We start from the raw sequence: 15925 nt of genomic DNA, 5'->3' as shown, positions 1-15925 counted from the left end.
CCCCTCTCCCGGAGGGGAGGGGCCGGGGGTGGGGTCCACACAACCATCGACTACCCATGACTACGAAAATCATACGTCTCCCCCTAGCCGGCGCCCTCATGGCCCTGCTGTTCTCGGCTGGCTGCACCGACCTCAATGCGCCCATCGAATCGGAGTACACGCCCGCCAACTTCCTGACCACGCCCGAGCAGTTTATTGCCGCCTCGGGGCCGGTGTACAGTCAGATGCGCGACGAAGTGGCGAAGGCCTACTGGAACCTCCAGGAACTCAGCACCGACGAAGCCGTGATTGTGGCCCGCAATGGTAACTACTACGACGGTGCCCGTTACCAGCAGCTCAGCCTGCACACCTGGGACCCCCAAAACCAGTTTGTGCGCACCGCCTGGGAATGGGGCTTCAGTGGCATCAGCACCTGCAACCGGACCCTAGCCCTGTTCCAAAACACGGCCGACGGGGAGTTCAAAACGCAGTTTACGGCCGAGCTGCGCACGATGCGGGCGCTGTACTACTACCTGATGATGGACCTGTACGGCAATATTCCGCTGGTGCCGGAGTTTGGCAGCACCGAGCAGCCTACCAATGCTACCCGCCAACAGGTGTTCGAGTACATTGAAAGCGAGTTGAAGGCGGCCCTACCCAACCTGTCGGCCACCGTGTCGGCCCAGACCTACGGCCGCCCTACCCAGGGCACGGCCCAGGCCTTGCTGGCCAAGCTCTACCTCAATGCGGAGGTATACATTGGGCAGCCGCGCTACACCGAGGCCATTGCGGCGTGCAACGCCATCATCAAAGGCAAAAAGTACAGCCTGGCCGCGAACTATCTGGATGTGTTTGCGGTGGAAAATGGGCCGCAGGTAGCGGAAATCATCTTTGCCGTGCCGTTTGATGCCAATTTGGCGCAGGGCAATATGATGTCGCGCTTTGCCTTGCACCAGCAGATGAAGGACAAGTTCGGCCTGCTCTTCACACCCAGCAACGCCAGCCTAACTTGGCCTGAGTTCTACGCCCTCTACAAAGAGCCCACCGACACCCGCAACCAGCAGTGGCTGGCCGGCAAGCAGTACCTGAGCGACGGCCGCACGCCCATCCTGATTTCCACTACCAAGAAGGGCCTCGACTCGCGCTACACCGGCGCCGACGGCAACGCCGCCATCAGCTACCACCTGGAGCTATCGGACCGCCTGACCTTCCGCGATGCGGCCAAGTTCGACTTGGGCAACGACGAGCTGGGCAAAGCCCAGGGCACGCGCAACATCAAATACTACCCCGATAAGTCCTCCACCTCCCGCGACCAGGGCAACGACCTAGTGCTGTTCCGCTACGCTGATGTGCTCTTGATGAAAGCCGAAGCCATCCTGCGCGGCGGCCAGGACACCGACGGCGCCACGGCCAAGGACTTGGTAAACCAGATTCGCACCCGCGCCCAGGTGCCGGCCCTCACCACGGTAGACCTGAACACGCTGTTTGAGGAACGCAGCCGCGAAATGGCCTGGGAAGGCTGGCGCCGCAACGACCTGATCCGCTTCGGTAAGTGGGAATCGGTGTGGGGACAGGGCATGAAAACCAATGCCGAAACCTACCGCCGTATCTACCCCATCCCAACGACGGAGCTGACGCTGAACGGTCAGCTGAAGCAGAATACAGGGTACTAACTTCTACATAGATTAATCTGAGCTTCACACAGGCGTCATACAAGAATGGCAATTTTGCCACCGGAAAAAGCAGGGTGCTAGGTGAATGACACCAGTGCTTTTTCAACGAAAAACCCCGACGCTGCAACGTCGGGGTTTTGTTTTAGAAGCGGCTGGAACAAAGGGCGGATGGCGTTAAAAGGGTTTAGGAATGACCGTCTAGAGGCTTCTTGAATAGCTTGGTTATAAAGACCAATCAATAGATAGACGGCTGCTCTGCGGCGCTGCTAAAGGTAGGAACGGTGGCAACTGCTTCGCCGGCTAGCAGCTGCTGGTACCACCAGCCCGAGTCCTTAACAATGCGCTGCTGGGTGGCGTAATCAATGTGCACCAGGCCGAAGCGCGGCTCGTAGCCTTCAGCCCACTCAAAGTTGTCGGTGAAAGACCACGCGAAGTAACCCTCAACGGGCACGCCGTCGCGCCGGGCCCGCAACACCTGCCCGATGCAGGCTTGCAGGTAGGCTTGGCGGGCTACGTCGTGTACTTGCTTATCAGAGGTTACTACATCGGGGAAGGCTGCTCCGTTTTCGGTAACCAGTAGACGCGGGGCCTGCGGATACGCGCTAAACTGGCGGAGCATATGGTAGAGGCTTTCGGGAAATACCTCCCAGCCCATTTGCGTGTAGGGCACGCCGCGCCGGGCGGCTCCTACCAGGTTGGCCCACAGCAGCGGCACGTAGGGCGAGTGCCGCACCACCTCGCGGGTGTAATTCTGCACTCCCCAAAAGTCAAATGCAAAGGGGAGGCGTTCCTCGTCGCCGGGATGCATGTAGCGGTTGATGCGGTTGAGCAGCGGGGCCTCGGCGGTGGGGTAGCCCAGGCCCAGGGTAGGCTCCACAAACAGGCGGTTCAGGATGGCATCGGCGCGGCGCGTGGCGCGCTCGTCGCGGGGCAGGCCGGCCCGCCAGGGTGTGAGGTAGGAGCACGAGAAGGTAGTGCCAATTTGGGCCGAAGCAGGCAACGCGGCCCGCAGTGCCCGACCGCCTTCGGCCTGGGCCAACGTGGCGTGGTGGGTAGCGGCCAGAAACGCGCCCAGGCTGCGCCTACCCGGCGCATGGATGCCCAGCAGATGCCCGGCTCCGGTGAAAACCATGGGCTCGTTGAGCACCATCCAGTGCTGCACCCGGTCGCCGAGGCGGCGGGCCAGCACCTGCGCGTAGTCGGCCAACCAGCCCACCACGGCGCGGTTGGTCCAGCCGCCTTGCTGCTGCAAGGCCAGGGGCAAATCCCAGTGATACACGGTGAGCCAGGGCGTGATGCCGCGGGCCAGGCAGCCATCCACCAGGCGGTCGTAAAAATCTAACCCTTTGTTATTTACTGGGCCGGTTCCTGCGGGCAGCACCCGCGACCAAGCCGCTGAGAAGCGAAAGTTGGGAATGCCCAACTGCTGCATGAGGTCCAGGTCGCTGGGCCAGCGCTGGTAGAAGTCGCAGGCTACGTCGGCGGTTTCGCGGCCTTTGATGGCGCGGCGGCCGCGCACAAACGCGTCCCAAATGCTCCAGCCCTTTTCTTCGGCATTCCAGCTACCTTCTATCTGGTAGGCGGCCGTCGACACACCCCACTGAAAATCCGGCCCAAAATCGGGGTGGGAGTAGAGCGGTGGAGTGGTTGGCGGAAAGAACGCGGCGGGTAGGGTACTCATGAACGAAACGATAGGAAGGCAATACCTTCAGAAGCTGTTTGCATCAAACTGGATGACCGTTGCACAGTGTAGAGACGCATACTTGCGTCTCGTCGTTGAACTATTCATACCTGCGCGGTTACAACAACATCAGCAAGGACGAGACGCAAGTATGCGTCTCTACACCGTGCACAGCGTCTCCGAAACCACTCTATATAAAGATAGTGGGCGTCGGCACGGGCGCGTGCTCTTGCAGCAGAGTATCCAGAATGCGACTGGTCTCGTCGGGGTAGTGCACGGGGATGGGGCGGCCCTGGAGCAGCCAATGGTCGAGCGCGTCGAGGTGCTTGTCTTTCAGATTTTTAACGACGGGTACGCCCATTTTGGCCAGCGCGGCGGCGTTGCAGGCTTGCTCGTACTGGTTCTTCATGGGCACCACCAATAGTTTCTTGCCCAGATACAGGGCCTCAGCGGGCGTTTCGAAGCCGGCGCCGCAGAGCACGCCCGCGCTGTGCGCTAGGCTTTGGGTGAAGGCCGCGCCGCTCACGGGGCGCACGCGCACGTTGCCGTACTCGGCCTCGCGGACGCTGTGTTTCGAGAACACCTCCCAGCGTACGGTGCGGCTTAGGTAGCGCAACCTCGTCACCAGCAATTCTTCCTCAAAAGCAGGTAGATACACCGTGTAATGCTCGCGCTGCTCGGGCACCAGCTCGCGCACCTGCCGACGTATAACGGGCGTGTGAATACCAGGCGCATACGCCTCAAAATGAAAACCATAGTGCGCCGTAGTGGGCGCGTAGTGCCGCAGCACCGCCCTACCCACCGGATCGGGGCGCTTGGGGCGGGGCGCGGCCGGGTGCAGTACGGCGCTCTGGTGACTAAGCGCCACGCATGGCCGGTGGTGCAGCCGGCACGCCCACGCCGAAACCGGCTCAAAGTCGCTGATAATTACATCGTATTTATCCAGCGGCAGCGCACGCAACTCGCGCACGAAGGCAGCCGAGTTCAGTTGCCAAAACGTTTTGGCGAAGTTGATACCGCCTTTTTTGCCAAAGATGAAGCCCATGCCGTGGCAGCGGTACTGCACCGGGAAGGGTAGGGAAATGTCAGTAGCAGGTCCGCTTACCAGCACGTCGAGATGACTGGCGCGCTGCTGCAACAATGGCACGATATCCAGGGCCCGGCTCAGATGACCATTGCCGGTGCCTTGGATAGCGTAGAGAATGCGGGGCATAAAAGTGTGTTGATTATTAGAATGCGATGTAGAGACGCATACTTGCGTCTCGTCGTTGAACGATTACGGCCACGCGGTGCGGACGATGAGACACAAGTATGCGTCTCTACTTACCCCTGCGGTATGTTGAATTCAGCCAACAGGTTTGTGAGCCGGGTATCGTCGGTATCCAGGTCGTCGGGGTCGGGGAGGGCGGGGAGCTGCATGGCGGGGTCGGTGGCGTAGTGGTAGAGCTGCCAGCCGGTGGCGGCGGTGTACTCCAGGGCCGTCAGGTTCTCTACCCAGTCGCCGGAGTTGAGGTAGGTTACCTCCCCGCGCTCCGTGTGCACTGGTTTGATGGTAGGCTGATGAATGTGCCCACAAGCCACGTAGCGGTAGCCCGCGTCGGCGGCGATGGTAGCGGCGGTCTGCTCAAAGTCGCCCATCAAACTCACGGCTCCCTTCACCCGGTTTTTCACCGCTTTCGACAGCGCAACCCGCGGCCGGCCTACCTTCGCCAGTAGAAAATTGACCAAGCGATTCAGCAAAATCAGCGTGTCGTAGCCGTGGGCGCCCAGTCGGGCCAGCCAGCGGGCGTGGCGCATGGTCACGTCGAACACATCGCCGTGAAACAGCCAGGTTTTGCCGTGGGGCAGGTCGAGTACTACCTTGTTGGCAATGGAAAGCGCTCCAAGGCGAGTGCCAGCAAAGCGGCGCAGCAGCTCGTCGTGGTTGCCGGTGAGGTAGTGAATGCGTGTACCCTTGGCCAGCAATCCTACTAGGTGGCGCACCACGCGCATGTGCGCCGGGGGCCAATAGTTTTTGCTGAACTGCCAGATATCGACAATATCACCGTTGAGCACCAATACTTTAGGGCGCACGCTGCGTAGGTAGCGCAACAGCTCGGCGGCGTGGCAGCCGTAGGTGCCCAGGTGCACGTCGGAAATAACGACGACATCAAGCCGGCGACGGGGCGTGGCCTTACTCATCCGATAGCCGGTCGGGCCCAGAAACGGGGGCGCAGTTGGCGAGGCGGCAGCTCGTTGGCCCGGAACGGCGAACGAAACGCCCGAATGAGGTGCAGGCCGTAGAGCACCACCAGCACTAGCTGGAACAGCACATAGCCCAGCCAACTCAGTAGCCGGCGCAGGAGCGGAATCGTGGTGGGAGCATGCATAGCGTCAGTCCGTTGATTCAATTCAAAGGTCCTGTTCTACTATGAATTAGGTGTTATGGGGGCGTTACGGTTGTGTCATGTATAATATAGATTTAGCGGTTAGCTGATGGCTGTTAGCTGATAGCTTTTATTCAACGGAAAGCTATCAGCTAACAGCCATCAGCTAACCGCTAAACTTTACCCCCGTTCCAGCAAACGGTGCGTGCGGTCGGGGAGGTCGTAGGCGTCGAGGACTACGAAGCCGTCGAGGACGTTGCTGAACGCGGGGTCGAGGTTGAAGCCCACGAAACGGGCATTCTGGCGAATGTAGTGCCGCAGCAGCGCCGGCACGCCCAAGCCGCTGGGTTCCAGCGCCCCGATCAGTTGGTTGAGGGCCTCCACGCTGTCGAGGCCTTGTTGCAGGGTAGCCGTTGTGTCGGAATCGCCGGTGAGGGGACGGTAGCGGAACTGCTTGCGCGGCTGCACGTGGGCCGCCAGTTCCTCATCGAAGCAATGCCGACGGATGAAATCCACCATCACCGCTTTTGACACGGGTGATAAATTGTTGCTAATGCTCACGGGGCCAATCAGGTAGCGGTACTCGGGGTGGTCTGCGAGGTAGGCGGCAATGCCTTTCCAGAGTAGCAGCAAGGGTAGGGGCTGCTGCTGGTACTCGGGCCGCACAAACGACCGGCCCAGCTCCAGCGACTCGCTCAGCAGCGGCTTCAGCCCTTTCTTCAGCCGAAACAACGAATGCAAATAGAACCCGCGCCGGCCGTGCTGGCGCAGAATATTGCGGCCCGGCCCCACGCGGTAGGCTCCTACCAGGCAGCCCGCCCGTCGGTCGTAGAGAAACAGGTGGCGGTAGTAGGTGTCGTAGGAGTCGAGGTCGGTGGGCTGCTGTGTGCCTTCGCCAATGCCCCGGAATGTCAACTCGCGCAGCCGGCCAATTTCGCGGAGTACGTTGGGTATTTCGCGGCTTTTGGCTACGTACACTTCCCACGGGCCGCTCACCAGCACGCGGCGCTTAGGTCGTAGGGCGGCTAGTTCGTTCGCGATTAGGGTGGCGCAGGTTTCGGCCACCACGGGCGGGGCGCAGGGTAGGGGCACGGTAGGTGCCGCTATTGCCGAACCCAAGGCGTGCACCTGCGCCTTCAGAAAGGGTAGTAGCTCGGTCTGCGCAAAACGCTGCTGTTCTGTAGGAAGCAGGGGGCGCCCCAGGCGCACGTGCACCGTGGTGCCTTGCTTGTTGAGTAGCTCGGCCGGTAGGCGCAACGTGCGCAGCAATGGGTGCAATAGCCCCAGCCAGCTAAACGACAGGCTGTTCTGACCACTCACCCAAACAGGTAGTACGGGCACATGAGCCGCCACCAGCAGGCGCTCGGCTGTCGGGTTCCATTCCGGTTCTGCCACCGCCCCGAAGGGCGTGGTACGGTGGGCCACGGCGCCTGCTGGAAACAGCAGCAGGGGCACGTCATTTTGCAGAAACCGCAGCAGTTTCCGCACGCTGGGCACGTTGCGCTGAAACCGCTCGGCGTCGGGCTTCACCAATACAAGCTGCTCGCGGAGTTGGGCCAGCAGGGGCGCCAGGGCCTCGTTGGCTACGGCCCGCAACTCGGGGCGTACTTTGCCCAGCACGTGCAGCAGCACCAGCCCATCGAGCAGGCCGCTGGGGTGGTTGGCCACAGCCACAAAGGCACCCGTGGTGGGCACGCGGCGTAGCTCGGCGGCTTCTACGCGCACCTCAATACGCAGTTGGGTGAGCACCGCCGCTACAAATTCCAGGCCCGAGCAGTTCTCTACCTCATTATACAGGCGCTGCAACTGGCGCAGCTGTGCCAGCTGCCGCAGCAGCGGAAACGCTACCCGCCGCAAGCGTAAAAGGCGGGTGGTGGGTAGGGGTAGTTGTAGGCTAGAAGATAAATCCATCAACACAAATCCGTAAAAATGAAGCCGCCTTTTATTGGACAAAATGCCCGGTCGCGCTCTGCTGATAATCAGCTACTTGGAGCTACCTCAAACTTCCCTTTTCAGGATTACTTGGATATTCTCTAGTCTTTACGGAATTGTTATATTTTTCAGTTTAAATACCCGTTTTCGTCCAACTATTCCCACTACAGTGGAGCTATACGATGCTGAAAAGGGACATTCCTGGTTGTTTATAGGCTGTTTGGGTTGACTACCTGTACAATGTCGTTGAACGATTTCGGCCATCTAGCGCGGGCGACGAGACGCAAGTATGCGTCTCTACACCGTTCAATGAGTAACGCGAACAACTTTCCGGCTACTTTTTACTGCGCCGACGAGGCCGGGACAGCGTGCACCGAAGGCGCGGCGTAGTGAAGCAGTTGCTGCCAGCTGTCGTCGGATAGCTCCAGGCTGTTGCTGGCGGGGCTCCAGCGCAGCACCGGGTTCACGGCCTTGAGCAGCGCTACCCAATCCGTGGCGGTGTCGGGGGCATTGGGGTGGGCGTCAACTTCGGCGCGGAGCGTGCCGGCAACCTGCATTTGCAAGGAAGGCGGTAGGAAGACGAAAGGAGCAAGAATCATAGTGCTAGAAAGTTAGAGGCGGAAGGTGTTACAAAACAGTGCCGGGTAGTACACGCAGCTACGCATACTACCCGGCGTTGGGAATAAGCGCCAGATGCTAGCCTGCAGCTAGCTTTTCCTGGCGCCGACGGTAGCCCTGGTGGGTGCGCTCGAAAATCAGCGGGAAAATGAACAGCGTGAGGATGGTGGAAGTCACCAACCCGCCAATCACCACAATGGCCAGCGGCTTCTGCGTTTGGGAGCCGATGCCAGTGCTGATGGCCGCCGGGAACAAGCCGATGGCCGCCATCATGGCCGTCATCAGCACCGGCCGGATACGCGAGGTAACGCCTTCGTAGATAGCATCATCCAGCGGCATTTTCTTGAGGATATTCTGCTTGAAGACGGTAATCAGAATTACGCCGTCTTGGATACAGATACCGAACAGGGCGATGAAGCCAATACCGGCCGAGATGCTGAAATTGGTATCCGTAAGCAGCAGGGCCGCAATGCCGCCCGTAATGGCGAAGGGCACGTTCAGGAGCACCAGTCCGGCATCCTTCATATTGCCAAACAGCACAAATAGGATGAAGAAAATCAACAGCAGCGAGATGGGCACCACCACGGCCAAGCGCTGGGTGGCGCGCTCCTGGTTCTCAAAGTCGCCGGCCCAGGCATAGGAAAAGCCCTTGGGTAGGGGCACTTGCGCATTCACTTTCTGTTGCGCCTCCTCAATGGTAGAGCCCATATCGCGGCCACGCACCGAGAACTTGATGGCGATGAACCGCTCGGTATCGTCGCGGAAGATGAGCGACGGACCGGTGAGCAGGTTGATAGAGGAAATTTCGCGCAGCGGAATTTGCGAGCCGTTGAGGGTAGGCACCATCAGGCGGCCGATTTCCTCCTCGGTTTTGCGGAACTCGGGCTGGTAGCGCACCCGAATGCTGAAGCGCCGCTCGCCCTCGTAGAGCTGCGAGGCCTCCTTGCCGCCGATGGCCATTTCCACCACCGCGTTGGCGTCGGCCTTGCTCACACCGTAGCGGGCCATGCGCTGCTCGTCCAGCTCCACGTGCAACTCGGGCTGGCCCAGGTTGCGCACCACGCCCAGGTCCTCAATGCCGCGCACGCCCTTCAGAATGGCGTACACGCTGTCGGCTTTTTGGTCGAGGAAGGGTAGGTCGTCGCCGAAAATCTTTACGGCAATGGAGCCCTTCACGCCCGACACGGCCTCCTCCACGTTGTCCTGAATAGGCTGCGAGAAGTTGAACACCACTGTGGGCAGAATGGCGTGCAACTTGTGCTGCATACTGTCGATGAGGGCTTCGCGGTAGGCCGGTTTTTTCAATTCTGGAATGTGCTTGGTATCCACGTGAAACTCCACGTTGTAGAAGCCCGTGGGGTCGGTGCCGTCGTTGGGGCGGCCGGTTTGGCTAAGCACCTGCTTTACCTGGCTGAATGAGCCCAGCGTTTTGCGCATTTCCTGCGTCAGCTCCACCGATTTTTCCAGCGAAATGCTCATCGGTAGCGAGGCGCGCACGTACAGCGAGCCTTCGTCGAGCTGGGGTAGGAACTCGGTGCCCAGCAGCCGGAACGCCCCGATGCCCACCACCAGCCACACGGCCGCAAAGCCCAGGCTCACGGCCTTGTTGCGGTACACGCGCCGGAAAATGCGCAGGCTGTTGCGCGTCACGAAGTTGATGAACGGGTTGTTCTTCTCCCGCACGTTCTTATTCAGCAGCATACTCGCCAGCACCGGCACCAGCGTGAGCGTGGTAATGAGGGCACCCAACAGGGCAAAGCCGAGCGTCCAGGCCAGGGGCGAGAACATCTTGCCCTCTACCTTCTCGAAGGAGAAGATGGGTAGGAGGGCGGTGATGATGATGAGCTTGGCCGTGAAGATGGTTTTGCCCATCTCGGCGCCGGTTTTGCGGATGAGGCGCAGCTTGGCCAGGCGGTTGAATTTCTCCATCCCTACCTTGTGCGCCAGGTGGTCGAGGGCCACAAAAATGCCCTCCACCATCACCACCGCGCCGTCCACGATAATACCGAAGTCGATGGCGCCCATGCTCAGCAGGTTGGCACTCATGCCCTTCAGCCGCAGGCAGATAAAGGCAAACAGCAAGGCCAGCGGAATCACCACCGACACCACCACCGTGGTGCGCCAATCGGCCATAAACAGCAGCACCACCAGCGTCACCAGCACAATGCCTTCCACCAGGTTGTGCTGCACCGTGCCCACGGCAAAGCCGATGAGCGTTTCGCGGTTGTAGAACGTGCGGATTTTCACGCCGGCCGGCAGAATTTTGTCGTTCAGCTCGTCCACCTTATCATTCAGGCGCTTAATGACTTCCGAAGGATTTTCGCCCTTGCGCATCACCACGATGCCTTCCACCACGTCGGGGTTCATATCCAGGCCTACCTGGCCCAGGCGGGGTAGGGCCGACTCGCGCACCTCGGCCACGTTGCGCACCAGAATGGGCGTGCCGTTCACGTTCTTGATGATGATGGTGCGAATGTCCTCCATCGTGCCCAGCAAGCCAATGCCGCGCACCACGTAGGCTTCGTCGTTTTTCTCGATGATGTCGCCGCCCACGTTGATGTTGGAGCGCGCCACCGACTCGTATACGTCTAGGGGCGTGATATCGTACTCAGCCAAGCGGCGCGGGTTGATGCTGATTTCGTAGCTCTTCACCTCGCCGCCAAAGCTGTTCACGTCGGCCACGCCGGGCACGGCCTTAATGCGGCGGTCAATCACCCAGTCCTGAATGGTTTTCAGCTCGCGCACATCGTACTTCTCACTTTCCAGCGTGTAGCGGAAAATCTCGCCGGTAGGGCCGTAGGGCGGCTCCACCTCGGGGTCGATGTCCTCGGGCAGCTCGGCGGAGGGTAGCAGATTGTTGACCTGCACGCGGGCAAAGGCGTCGTCCACGTCGTCGTCGAACACCATCTTCACCACCGACAGCCCGAAGAGGGTAGTCGAGCGAATATTGGTTTTCTTCTGCGCCGGGTTCAGGGCCACCTCAATGGGCAGCGTAATAAACTTCTCGATTTCCTCGGCCGAACGCCCCGGCCACTGCGTGATGATGGTGACCTGCGTGTTGGTCACGTCCGGGAAGGCATCAATGGGCGTGCGCTGGTAGCTATACAGCCCCGCCGCCACCACCAGGGCCGTGCAGAAGAAAATGAAGTAGCGGTTCCGGAGCGAAAACCCCAGAATACCGTGGATGAATTTATGCATGAGATTGATGTTCTAGCGTGGGCGCCTCACCCCCCGGCCCCCTTTCCGAAAAGGAGAGGGGGAGCCAAACGATTTTCGCTCGCTTGCTTACACCCACACCGCCGTGGCTCCCCCTCTCCTTTTCGGAGAGGGGGCCGGGGGTGAGGCGCATCGTGGAGGGCGACCGGGTAGGGCTTATTGATTCAGCGTATGAAAGAGCAGCAGCGCGTTGCGCGAAATGACTCGCTCGCCGGGCTCTACGCCGCCGTTGAGGTAGGTGTAGCTACCGGCGGTGCCGGTGGCTTCCACGTTGCGGGTTTCGATGTGCTTCCGGTCGCGGAACACGAGCACGTAGCTGCGGCTGCGCTCAAACACCAGCGCCGACGACGGCACGCTGAGCTTGCTGGTCCCCGTGGGCGCCGACACCGTGACGGTGGCGAACATCTCCGGTTTCAGCTTGTTGCCGGGGTTTTTCAGCGGCACGCGTACGGTCAGCACGCGGCTTTCGGGGTCGAGGGCACTAAAAGCCGGGTCGATTTTACCTTCCACGGGCTCGTTGGGGTAGGCCAGGGTTTTTACTACGGCCGGGGTGCCGGGCTGCACGCGGGAAATGTCGTCTTCGTACACCGAGGCCAGCGCCCACACCGTGTTCAGGTCCGAAATGACGAACATCGGCTGGTCGTTGTCGGAGCGTAGCTGGGTGCGTGGGTTCACGGTTTTTTCGACTACAAAGCCCGAGGCCGGCGCCTTCACTAGGTAACGCGCGGCGCCCTGGCTTTGCTGGGTGCCGTAAATAGCGCCAATCTGCCGGTTTTTCTGCACCTCCGCCTGAGCGCGGCGCACCTCCTGCTGGGCCAGCTGGTACTCCCGCGCCGAGGCCAGACCGTCTTCGTATAGTTCCTTGGTAGAAGCCAGTTCCTGCCGGGTCTTGGCCAGCTCCACCGTGGCCGTGGTCGACTCGGAGCGGAAGTTGGCAATGTCGGTGCTTTCGAGTTCGGCCAGCACCTGCCCGGCCTTCACGTACTGGCCCAGCGACACGTTCACCTTCGTCACAATGCCGCCCACCAGCGGAAACACCTTGTTCACCCGCGACTCGTCGTAGGCGATTTTGGCGGTGAGCTTCAGCTCGTTAATTACGGGCCGCTGACGCACAGTATCCAAGGTGATGCGCGCCAGCAACGAATCGGAAACAACGGGTGCAGATGCCGCAGTGGCAGCCGCGGGCGCGTCGGGGTTGTGCTCCGAGCAGGCCGCGAGGCTGGCTGCCAGCAGCAGGCTCAGGGTAAAGTGGCGCATAGAAAAGTAGGAAGGGAGTTGCATAGAAGTTCAAAGGTTGACCCCACCCCCGGCCCCTCCCCTCCGGGAGAGGGGTGCGTTCTGGCAAATCAGTCGTCTGGCACTCCTCTCCCGGAGGGGAGGGGCCGGGGGTAGGGTAACCGGAGTAGAGTTAGTAGTTAAACACCTGCTGGCCAAGCTGCTCGTTGAGCTTGTCGAAGGCGTTGAGGCGCTCGGCGCGGCTTTGGTTTAGCTGAATGACGCCTGATTTATAGGAGTCCAGGAAGTCGAGGAATTCCAGCAGGCCAATGGCTTTGCGCTGGTAGCTGCGCAGCACACCGTCGAGCAGCTCATCGGCATCGGTGAAGTACTCGGGCGGGAAGGCGTCAGAAATGTGCTCAGCTTCCTGGGCTTTGCGGTAGGCCTGTGTCACCTCGTTCACTACAGCCGCTTCCTGCTGATTAAGAGCTTGCTCGCTACCCTGGCGCTGCGCCTGGGCCAGCTTGATGCCGCCTTGGTTGCGGTTGAACAGGGGTAGGGGCATGCCCACCGTGAGGCCAGTGTAGTGCTTGCCCACGGCCCCGTTGTGGTCGTAGAACGTGCCCACGTTCAGGTCGGGCACGGCCAGGCTTTTTTGCAGGCGCACGTTCTGCTCCTGCTGTTGCACGGTGGCGGCAGCAGCTTGCAGATCGGGACGGTTGGCGCGGGCCGTTTCCAGGGCCTGGGCGAGCGGGAGCGTGTTCAGGCGCAGGCTGTTAGGAGCCGAGGCGGGTAGCGCCGGGCGCAGGTAGCGCGGCTGGCGGCTGCCCAGCAGCAGGTTCAGCTCAGCCTGGTCTTCGGAGATGTCGTTGCGCAGGTCTTTCAGCTCGCTTTCCAGCTCAAATAGCTGCGTTTTCAGGCGTACTACCTCTTTCAGGGCCACGTTGCCGCGTTGGTACTGGCGCTGCGTGATGTTGAGCGTCTGCTGCAAGGCGTCGATCTGCCGGGCGTACATGGCCTGCGTTTGCTGGCGGTAGAACAGCGTCACGAAGTTTTCGCGCAGCTCGTAGCGCAGCGTGCGCACCAGGTCGGTAAACTCCAGCTCGGCAATGGCCACGCCGGTGCGGGCAAAGTCAACAGCTTTGCGACGCTTGCCACCCAGCTGAATCAGCTGCTCGATACCGCCCACCACCTGAAACCGATCCTCGTTGCCTTCGAAGAAACGGCCGTTGTAGGGGTTGAACAGGTTGCGCTCCAGCGAGATTTCCGGGTTGTCGAACAGGCGGGCTTGCACCACGTCGGCCTGGGCCGCCGGAATGTTGAATCGCTCGGCCAGCAAGGCAAAGTTGGTATTCAGAAAAGCGGCTTCGGCCTGGGGTAGGGTAAGCGCGAGGGTATCGGTAGCAGCCGAGGCCATTGCCGACCCTGGCAATGCCGGCGACTGCGCGCGGCTCGGTAAAATACCAAGCAGGCTGATTAGTAAAACGCTAATAAACAGGTGTATTTGCATGATCTTGGGAGGGGATCCAAAGGACAATGCAAAATTACCAGCTATATAGGGGGCAGAGATTATAAGCTTATTAGAAGAGTATTAGAATCAGATTAGAGTGGCAGCCACGGAGCGCCTACCCTCCAGCGTCTCTAGCCAAGCGCCAAGCCGATACCCTTAGAGCCGTTTGCGTTACCTATTGAACGGTGTAGAGACGCATACTTGCGTCTCGTCGCTCGCGCCAGATGGCCGAAATCGTTCAACGACAAGACGCAAGTATGCTTCTCTACATTCTATCAACGACCTACCCATTAGCGCAAATAGCTTCCTGAACTACACCGCCAGCACCACGCGCATGGTGGTGCCTTTGTGCAACTCCGATTCTATTTCCAGTGTGGCGCCATGTAGGCTGAAAATATTGGCGGCCAAAGCCAGCCCTACTCCGTACCCGCGAAACCCGTGGGCATTGGCCGCCCGGAAAAACGTCTGTCGCACGTGTTGCAAATCGGCCGGCGCAATACCGATGCCGTTATCCGTAATGGCAAAGGTCACCCGCCCCGGCGCGTAGGCTAGGGAGCACAATACGGGGCCTTCCGAGAACTTGCAGGCGTTGTCGATCAAGTTGCTGAGCGCCAGCCGGAACAAGTGCCGGTCGCCGGGCACGGTTAGGAGGGTCGCGTCTTCAGGCAGGTCACCTAGCGTAATGCGTACCCGGTTGTTTTCCTGTAGCAGGGTAGCCTCCTCGCAGGCTTCGAACAGCACTTCGTCGAGCCGAACGGTGCCGCCCTCCGGCAGCCGCGCCTCGCCCGAGCCCAACTGCGCCAGCTGCAAGAGGCGGCTGATGATTTCCTTCAGCTTATGCGCATCGGCCAGGGCCGAGCGGAGCGCGTCGGCGTACACGCCGGCCGGGCGCGGGCGGGCCAGCGTAATTTCCAGCTCGCCAATCATGGCCGTGAGCGGGGTGCGCAGTTCGTGCGAGGCGTTGTTGATGAAGCTCTGCTGCTGTTCGAAGGAGTGCTTCAGGCGTTGCAGCATCAAATCGAGGGTAGCCGACAGCTCGCCCAGCTCGTCGGGTGGCGGTGGGCCGGGTAGGTTCAGGTGCAGATCCGACGCGCCCACGCGCTGGGCATGATGGACCAATTGGCTGATGGGCGCCAGGGCTGTGCGCGCAAACCACCGGCCCAGCACGAAGCTCAGGATCATTCCCATCAGCAGCACCCCACCTGACACCAGGCGCAGGTGCGCTAGCCGCTGCTGCCCAGAGCGGTCTACGGCCGCCACCATAATGCAGAAGTTGCCCTGATTATCGGGGTAGTAAATGCCCACCAACTGCTCCTCGTGGCGGCGCTGGCTCACGTGGTGAGTGCGGCGTACGCGCGCCAGCAGGGCCGGGGTGAAGGCCGCGTTGGGCGCGGTGCCAAAGCGTGCCTGGTTCTTATCGTCGTAAATACCAACGACTTCTGCATTTAGGTTGCGCTGAAAACGCGTGCGCGCCCGCTCTATACTCACCGGACTTTGCTCGTCGGCTTCCAGAAACAGGGTGGCCGCCGTGTAGGCGCGCTCTTGCAGGCGCTGCTCGTAGAGCTTGTGCGTATTCTGCCAGGAAAGGTAGTAGACCGTGCCCAAACCGCCTCCCAGCAGCAGCCCTACCAGCAGGGTAAATTGCAGCGCCAGTCGGTTTCGGATGGTCATGGGTGAAATGGTGAAGTTGTGAGTTTGTGAAATGGTGAGTGAGAATACGGCTGTCATCCTGAGC

11 protein-coding genes are annotated in these 15925 nt (G+C 60.5%); 1 reads left to right on the top strand and 10 read right to left on the bottom strand.

The genetic code is table 11. The annotated features are described in order from the left end of the window. Window positions 1–56 precede the first annotated feature (56 nt). Window positions 57–1652 carry a RagB/SusD family nutrient uptake outer membrane protein gene (locus KYK14_RS18900; protein ID WP_219161021.1) on the top strand — a complete coding sequence of 532 codons (1596 nt, stop codon included), beginning with the start codon at window positions 57–59 and terminating at the stop codon, window positions 1650–1652. A gap of 235 nt (window positions 1653–1887) precedes the next feature. Here the strand turns inward: KYK14_RS18900 and KYK14_RS18895 are convergent, their stop codons facing one another. From KYK14_RS18895 to KYK14_RS18850, 10 genes are all read right to left on the bottom strand, one after another. Continuing rightward, the gene (locus tag KYK14_RS18895) at window positions 1888–3333 is read right to left on the bottom strand and encodes a GH1 family beta-glucosidase (protein ID WP_219161019.1); all 1446 of its coding nucleotides are present in this window, start codon (window positions 3331–3333) and stop codon (window positions 1888–1890) included. A 190-nt stretch (window positions 3334–3523) separates the two neighbouring features. Next, on the bottom strand, window positions 3524–4546 hold the full coding sequence (locus KYK14_RS18890; protein ID WP_219161017.1) for a glycosyltransferase family protein: 1023 nt from the start codon (window positions 4544–4546) through the stop codon (window positions 3524–3526). 110 nt (window positions 4547–4656) lie between these two features. Further along, entirely contained in the window at window positions 4657–5514 is an 858-nt protein-coding gene (locus tag KYK14_RS18885; protein WP_219161015.1) for a UDP-2,3-diacylglucosamine diphosphatase, read from the bottom strand. Then, window positions 5511–5702: a hypothetical protein gene (locus KYK14_RS18880; protein WP_185283004.1), complete on the bottom strand. Its 192-nt coding sequence runs from the start codon at window positions 5700–5702 to the stop codon at window positions 5511–5513. Before KYK14_RS18880 ends, KYK14_RS18885 begins: the two co-directional genes overlap by 4 nt. 177 nt (window positions 5703–5879) lie before the next feature. Continuing rightward, entirely contained in the window at window positions 5880–7610 is a 1731-nt protein-coding gene (locus KYK14_RS18875) for a bifunctional lysophospholipid acyltransferase family protein/GNAT family N-acetyltransferase (protein ID WP_219161013.1), read from the bottom strand. Between the two features lie 362 nt (window positions 7611–7972). Then, the gene (locus KYK14_RS18870; RefSeq protein WP_219161011.1) at window positions 7973–8230 is read right to left on the bottom strand and encodes a hypothetical protein; all 258 of its coding nucleotides are present in this window, start codon (window positions 8228–8230) and stop codon (window positions 7973–7975) included. A gap of 97 nt (window positions 8231–8327) precedes the next feature. Continuing rightward, window positions 8328–11447: an efflux RND transporter permease subunit gene (locus tag KYK14_RS18865; RefSeq protein WP_219161009.1), complete on the bottom strand. Its 3120-nt coding sequence runs from the start codon at window positions 11445–11447 to the stop codon at window positions 8328–8330. 174 nt (window positions 11448–11621) lie between these two features. After that, window positions 11622–12722 carry an efflux RND transporter periplasmic adaptor subunit gene (locus tag KYK14_RS18860; protein WP_219161007.1) on the bottom strand — a complete coding sequence of 367 codons (1101 nt, stop codon included), beginning with the start codon at window positions 12720–12722 and terminating at the stop codon, window positions 11622–11624. Between the two features lie 151 nt (window positions 12723–12873). Next, on the bottom strand, window positions 12874–14190 hold the full coding sequence (locus KYK14_RS18855; protein WP_219161005.1) for a TolC family protein: 1317 nt from the start codon (window positions 14188–14190) through the stop codon (window positions 12874–12876). A gap of 312 nt (window positions 14191–14502) precedes the next feature. After that, a partial coding sequence (locus KYK14_RS18850) for a HAMP domain-containing sensor histidine kinase (RefSeq protein ID WP_219161003.1) occupies window positions 14503–15925 on the bottom strand: 1423 nt, incomplete at its 5' end.

Source organism: Hymenobacter profundi (genome assembly GCF_019334315.1).
Classification (GTDB): Bacteria; Bacteroidota; Bacteroidia; order Cytophagales; family Hymenobacteraceae; genus Hymenobacter; species Hymenobacter profundi.
This window is presented reverse-complemented; position numbering and strand designations above follow the sequence as displayed.

What these genes read in the sequence shown, in the direction of transcription:
- KYK14_RS18855 (WP_219161005.1), bottom strand. Translation starts at nt 14,190, where the DNA reads ATGCAAATACACCTGTTTATTAGCGTTTTACTAATCAGCCTGCTTGGT.
- KYK14_RS18885 (WP_219161015.1), bottom strand. Translation starts at nt 5,514, where the DNA reads ATGAGTAAGGCCACGCCCCGTCGCCGGCTTGATGTCGTCGTTATTTCC.
- KYK14_RS18870 (WP_219161011.1), bottom strand. Translation starts at nt 8,230, where the DNA reads ATGATTCTTGCTCCTTTCGTCTTCCTACCGCCTTCCTTGCAAATGCAG.
- KYK14_RS18890 (WP_219161017.1), bottom strand. Translation starts at nt 4,546, where the DNA reads ATGCCCCGCATTCTCTACGCTATCCAAGGCACCGGCAATGGTCATCTG.
- KYK14_RS18895 (WP_219161019.1), bottom strand. Translation starts at nt 3,333, where the DNA reads ATGAGTACCCTACCCGCCGCGTTCTTTCCGCCAACCACTCCACCGCTC.
- KYK14_RS18875 (WP_219161013.1), bottom strand. Translation starts at nt 7,610, where the DNA reads ATGGATTTATCTTCTAGCCTACAACTACCCCTACCCACCACCCGCCTT.
- KYK14_RS18860 (WP_219161007.1), bottom strand. Translation starts at nt 12,722, where the DNA reads ATGCGCCACTTTACCCTGAGCCTGCTGCTGGCAGCCAGCCTCGCGGCC.
- KYK14_RS18900 (WP_219161021.1), top strand. Translation starts at nt 57, where the DNA reads ATGACTACGAAAATCATACGTCTCCCCCTAGCCGGCGCCCTCATGGCC.
- KYK14_RS18880 (WP_185283004.1), bottom strand. Translation starts at nt 5,702, where the DNA reads ATGCATGCTCCCACCACGATTCCGCTCCTGCGCCGGCTACTGAGTTGG.
- KYK14_RS18865 (WP_219161009.1), bottom strand. Translation starts at nt 11,447, where the DNA reads ATGCATAAATTCATCCACGGTATTCTGGGGTTTTCGCTCCGGAACCGC.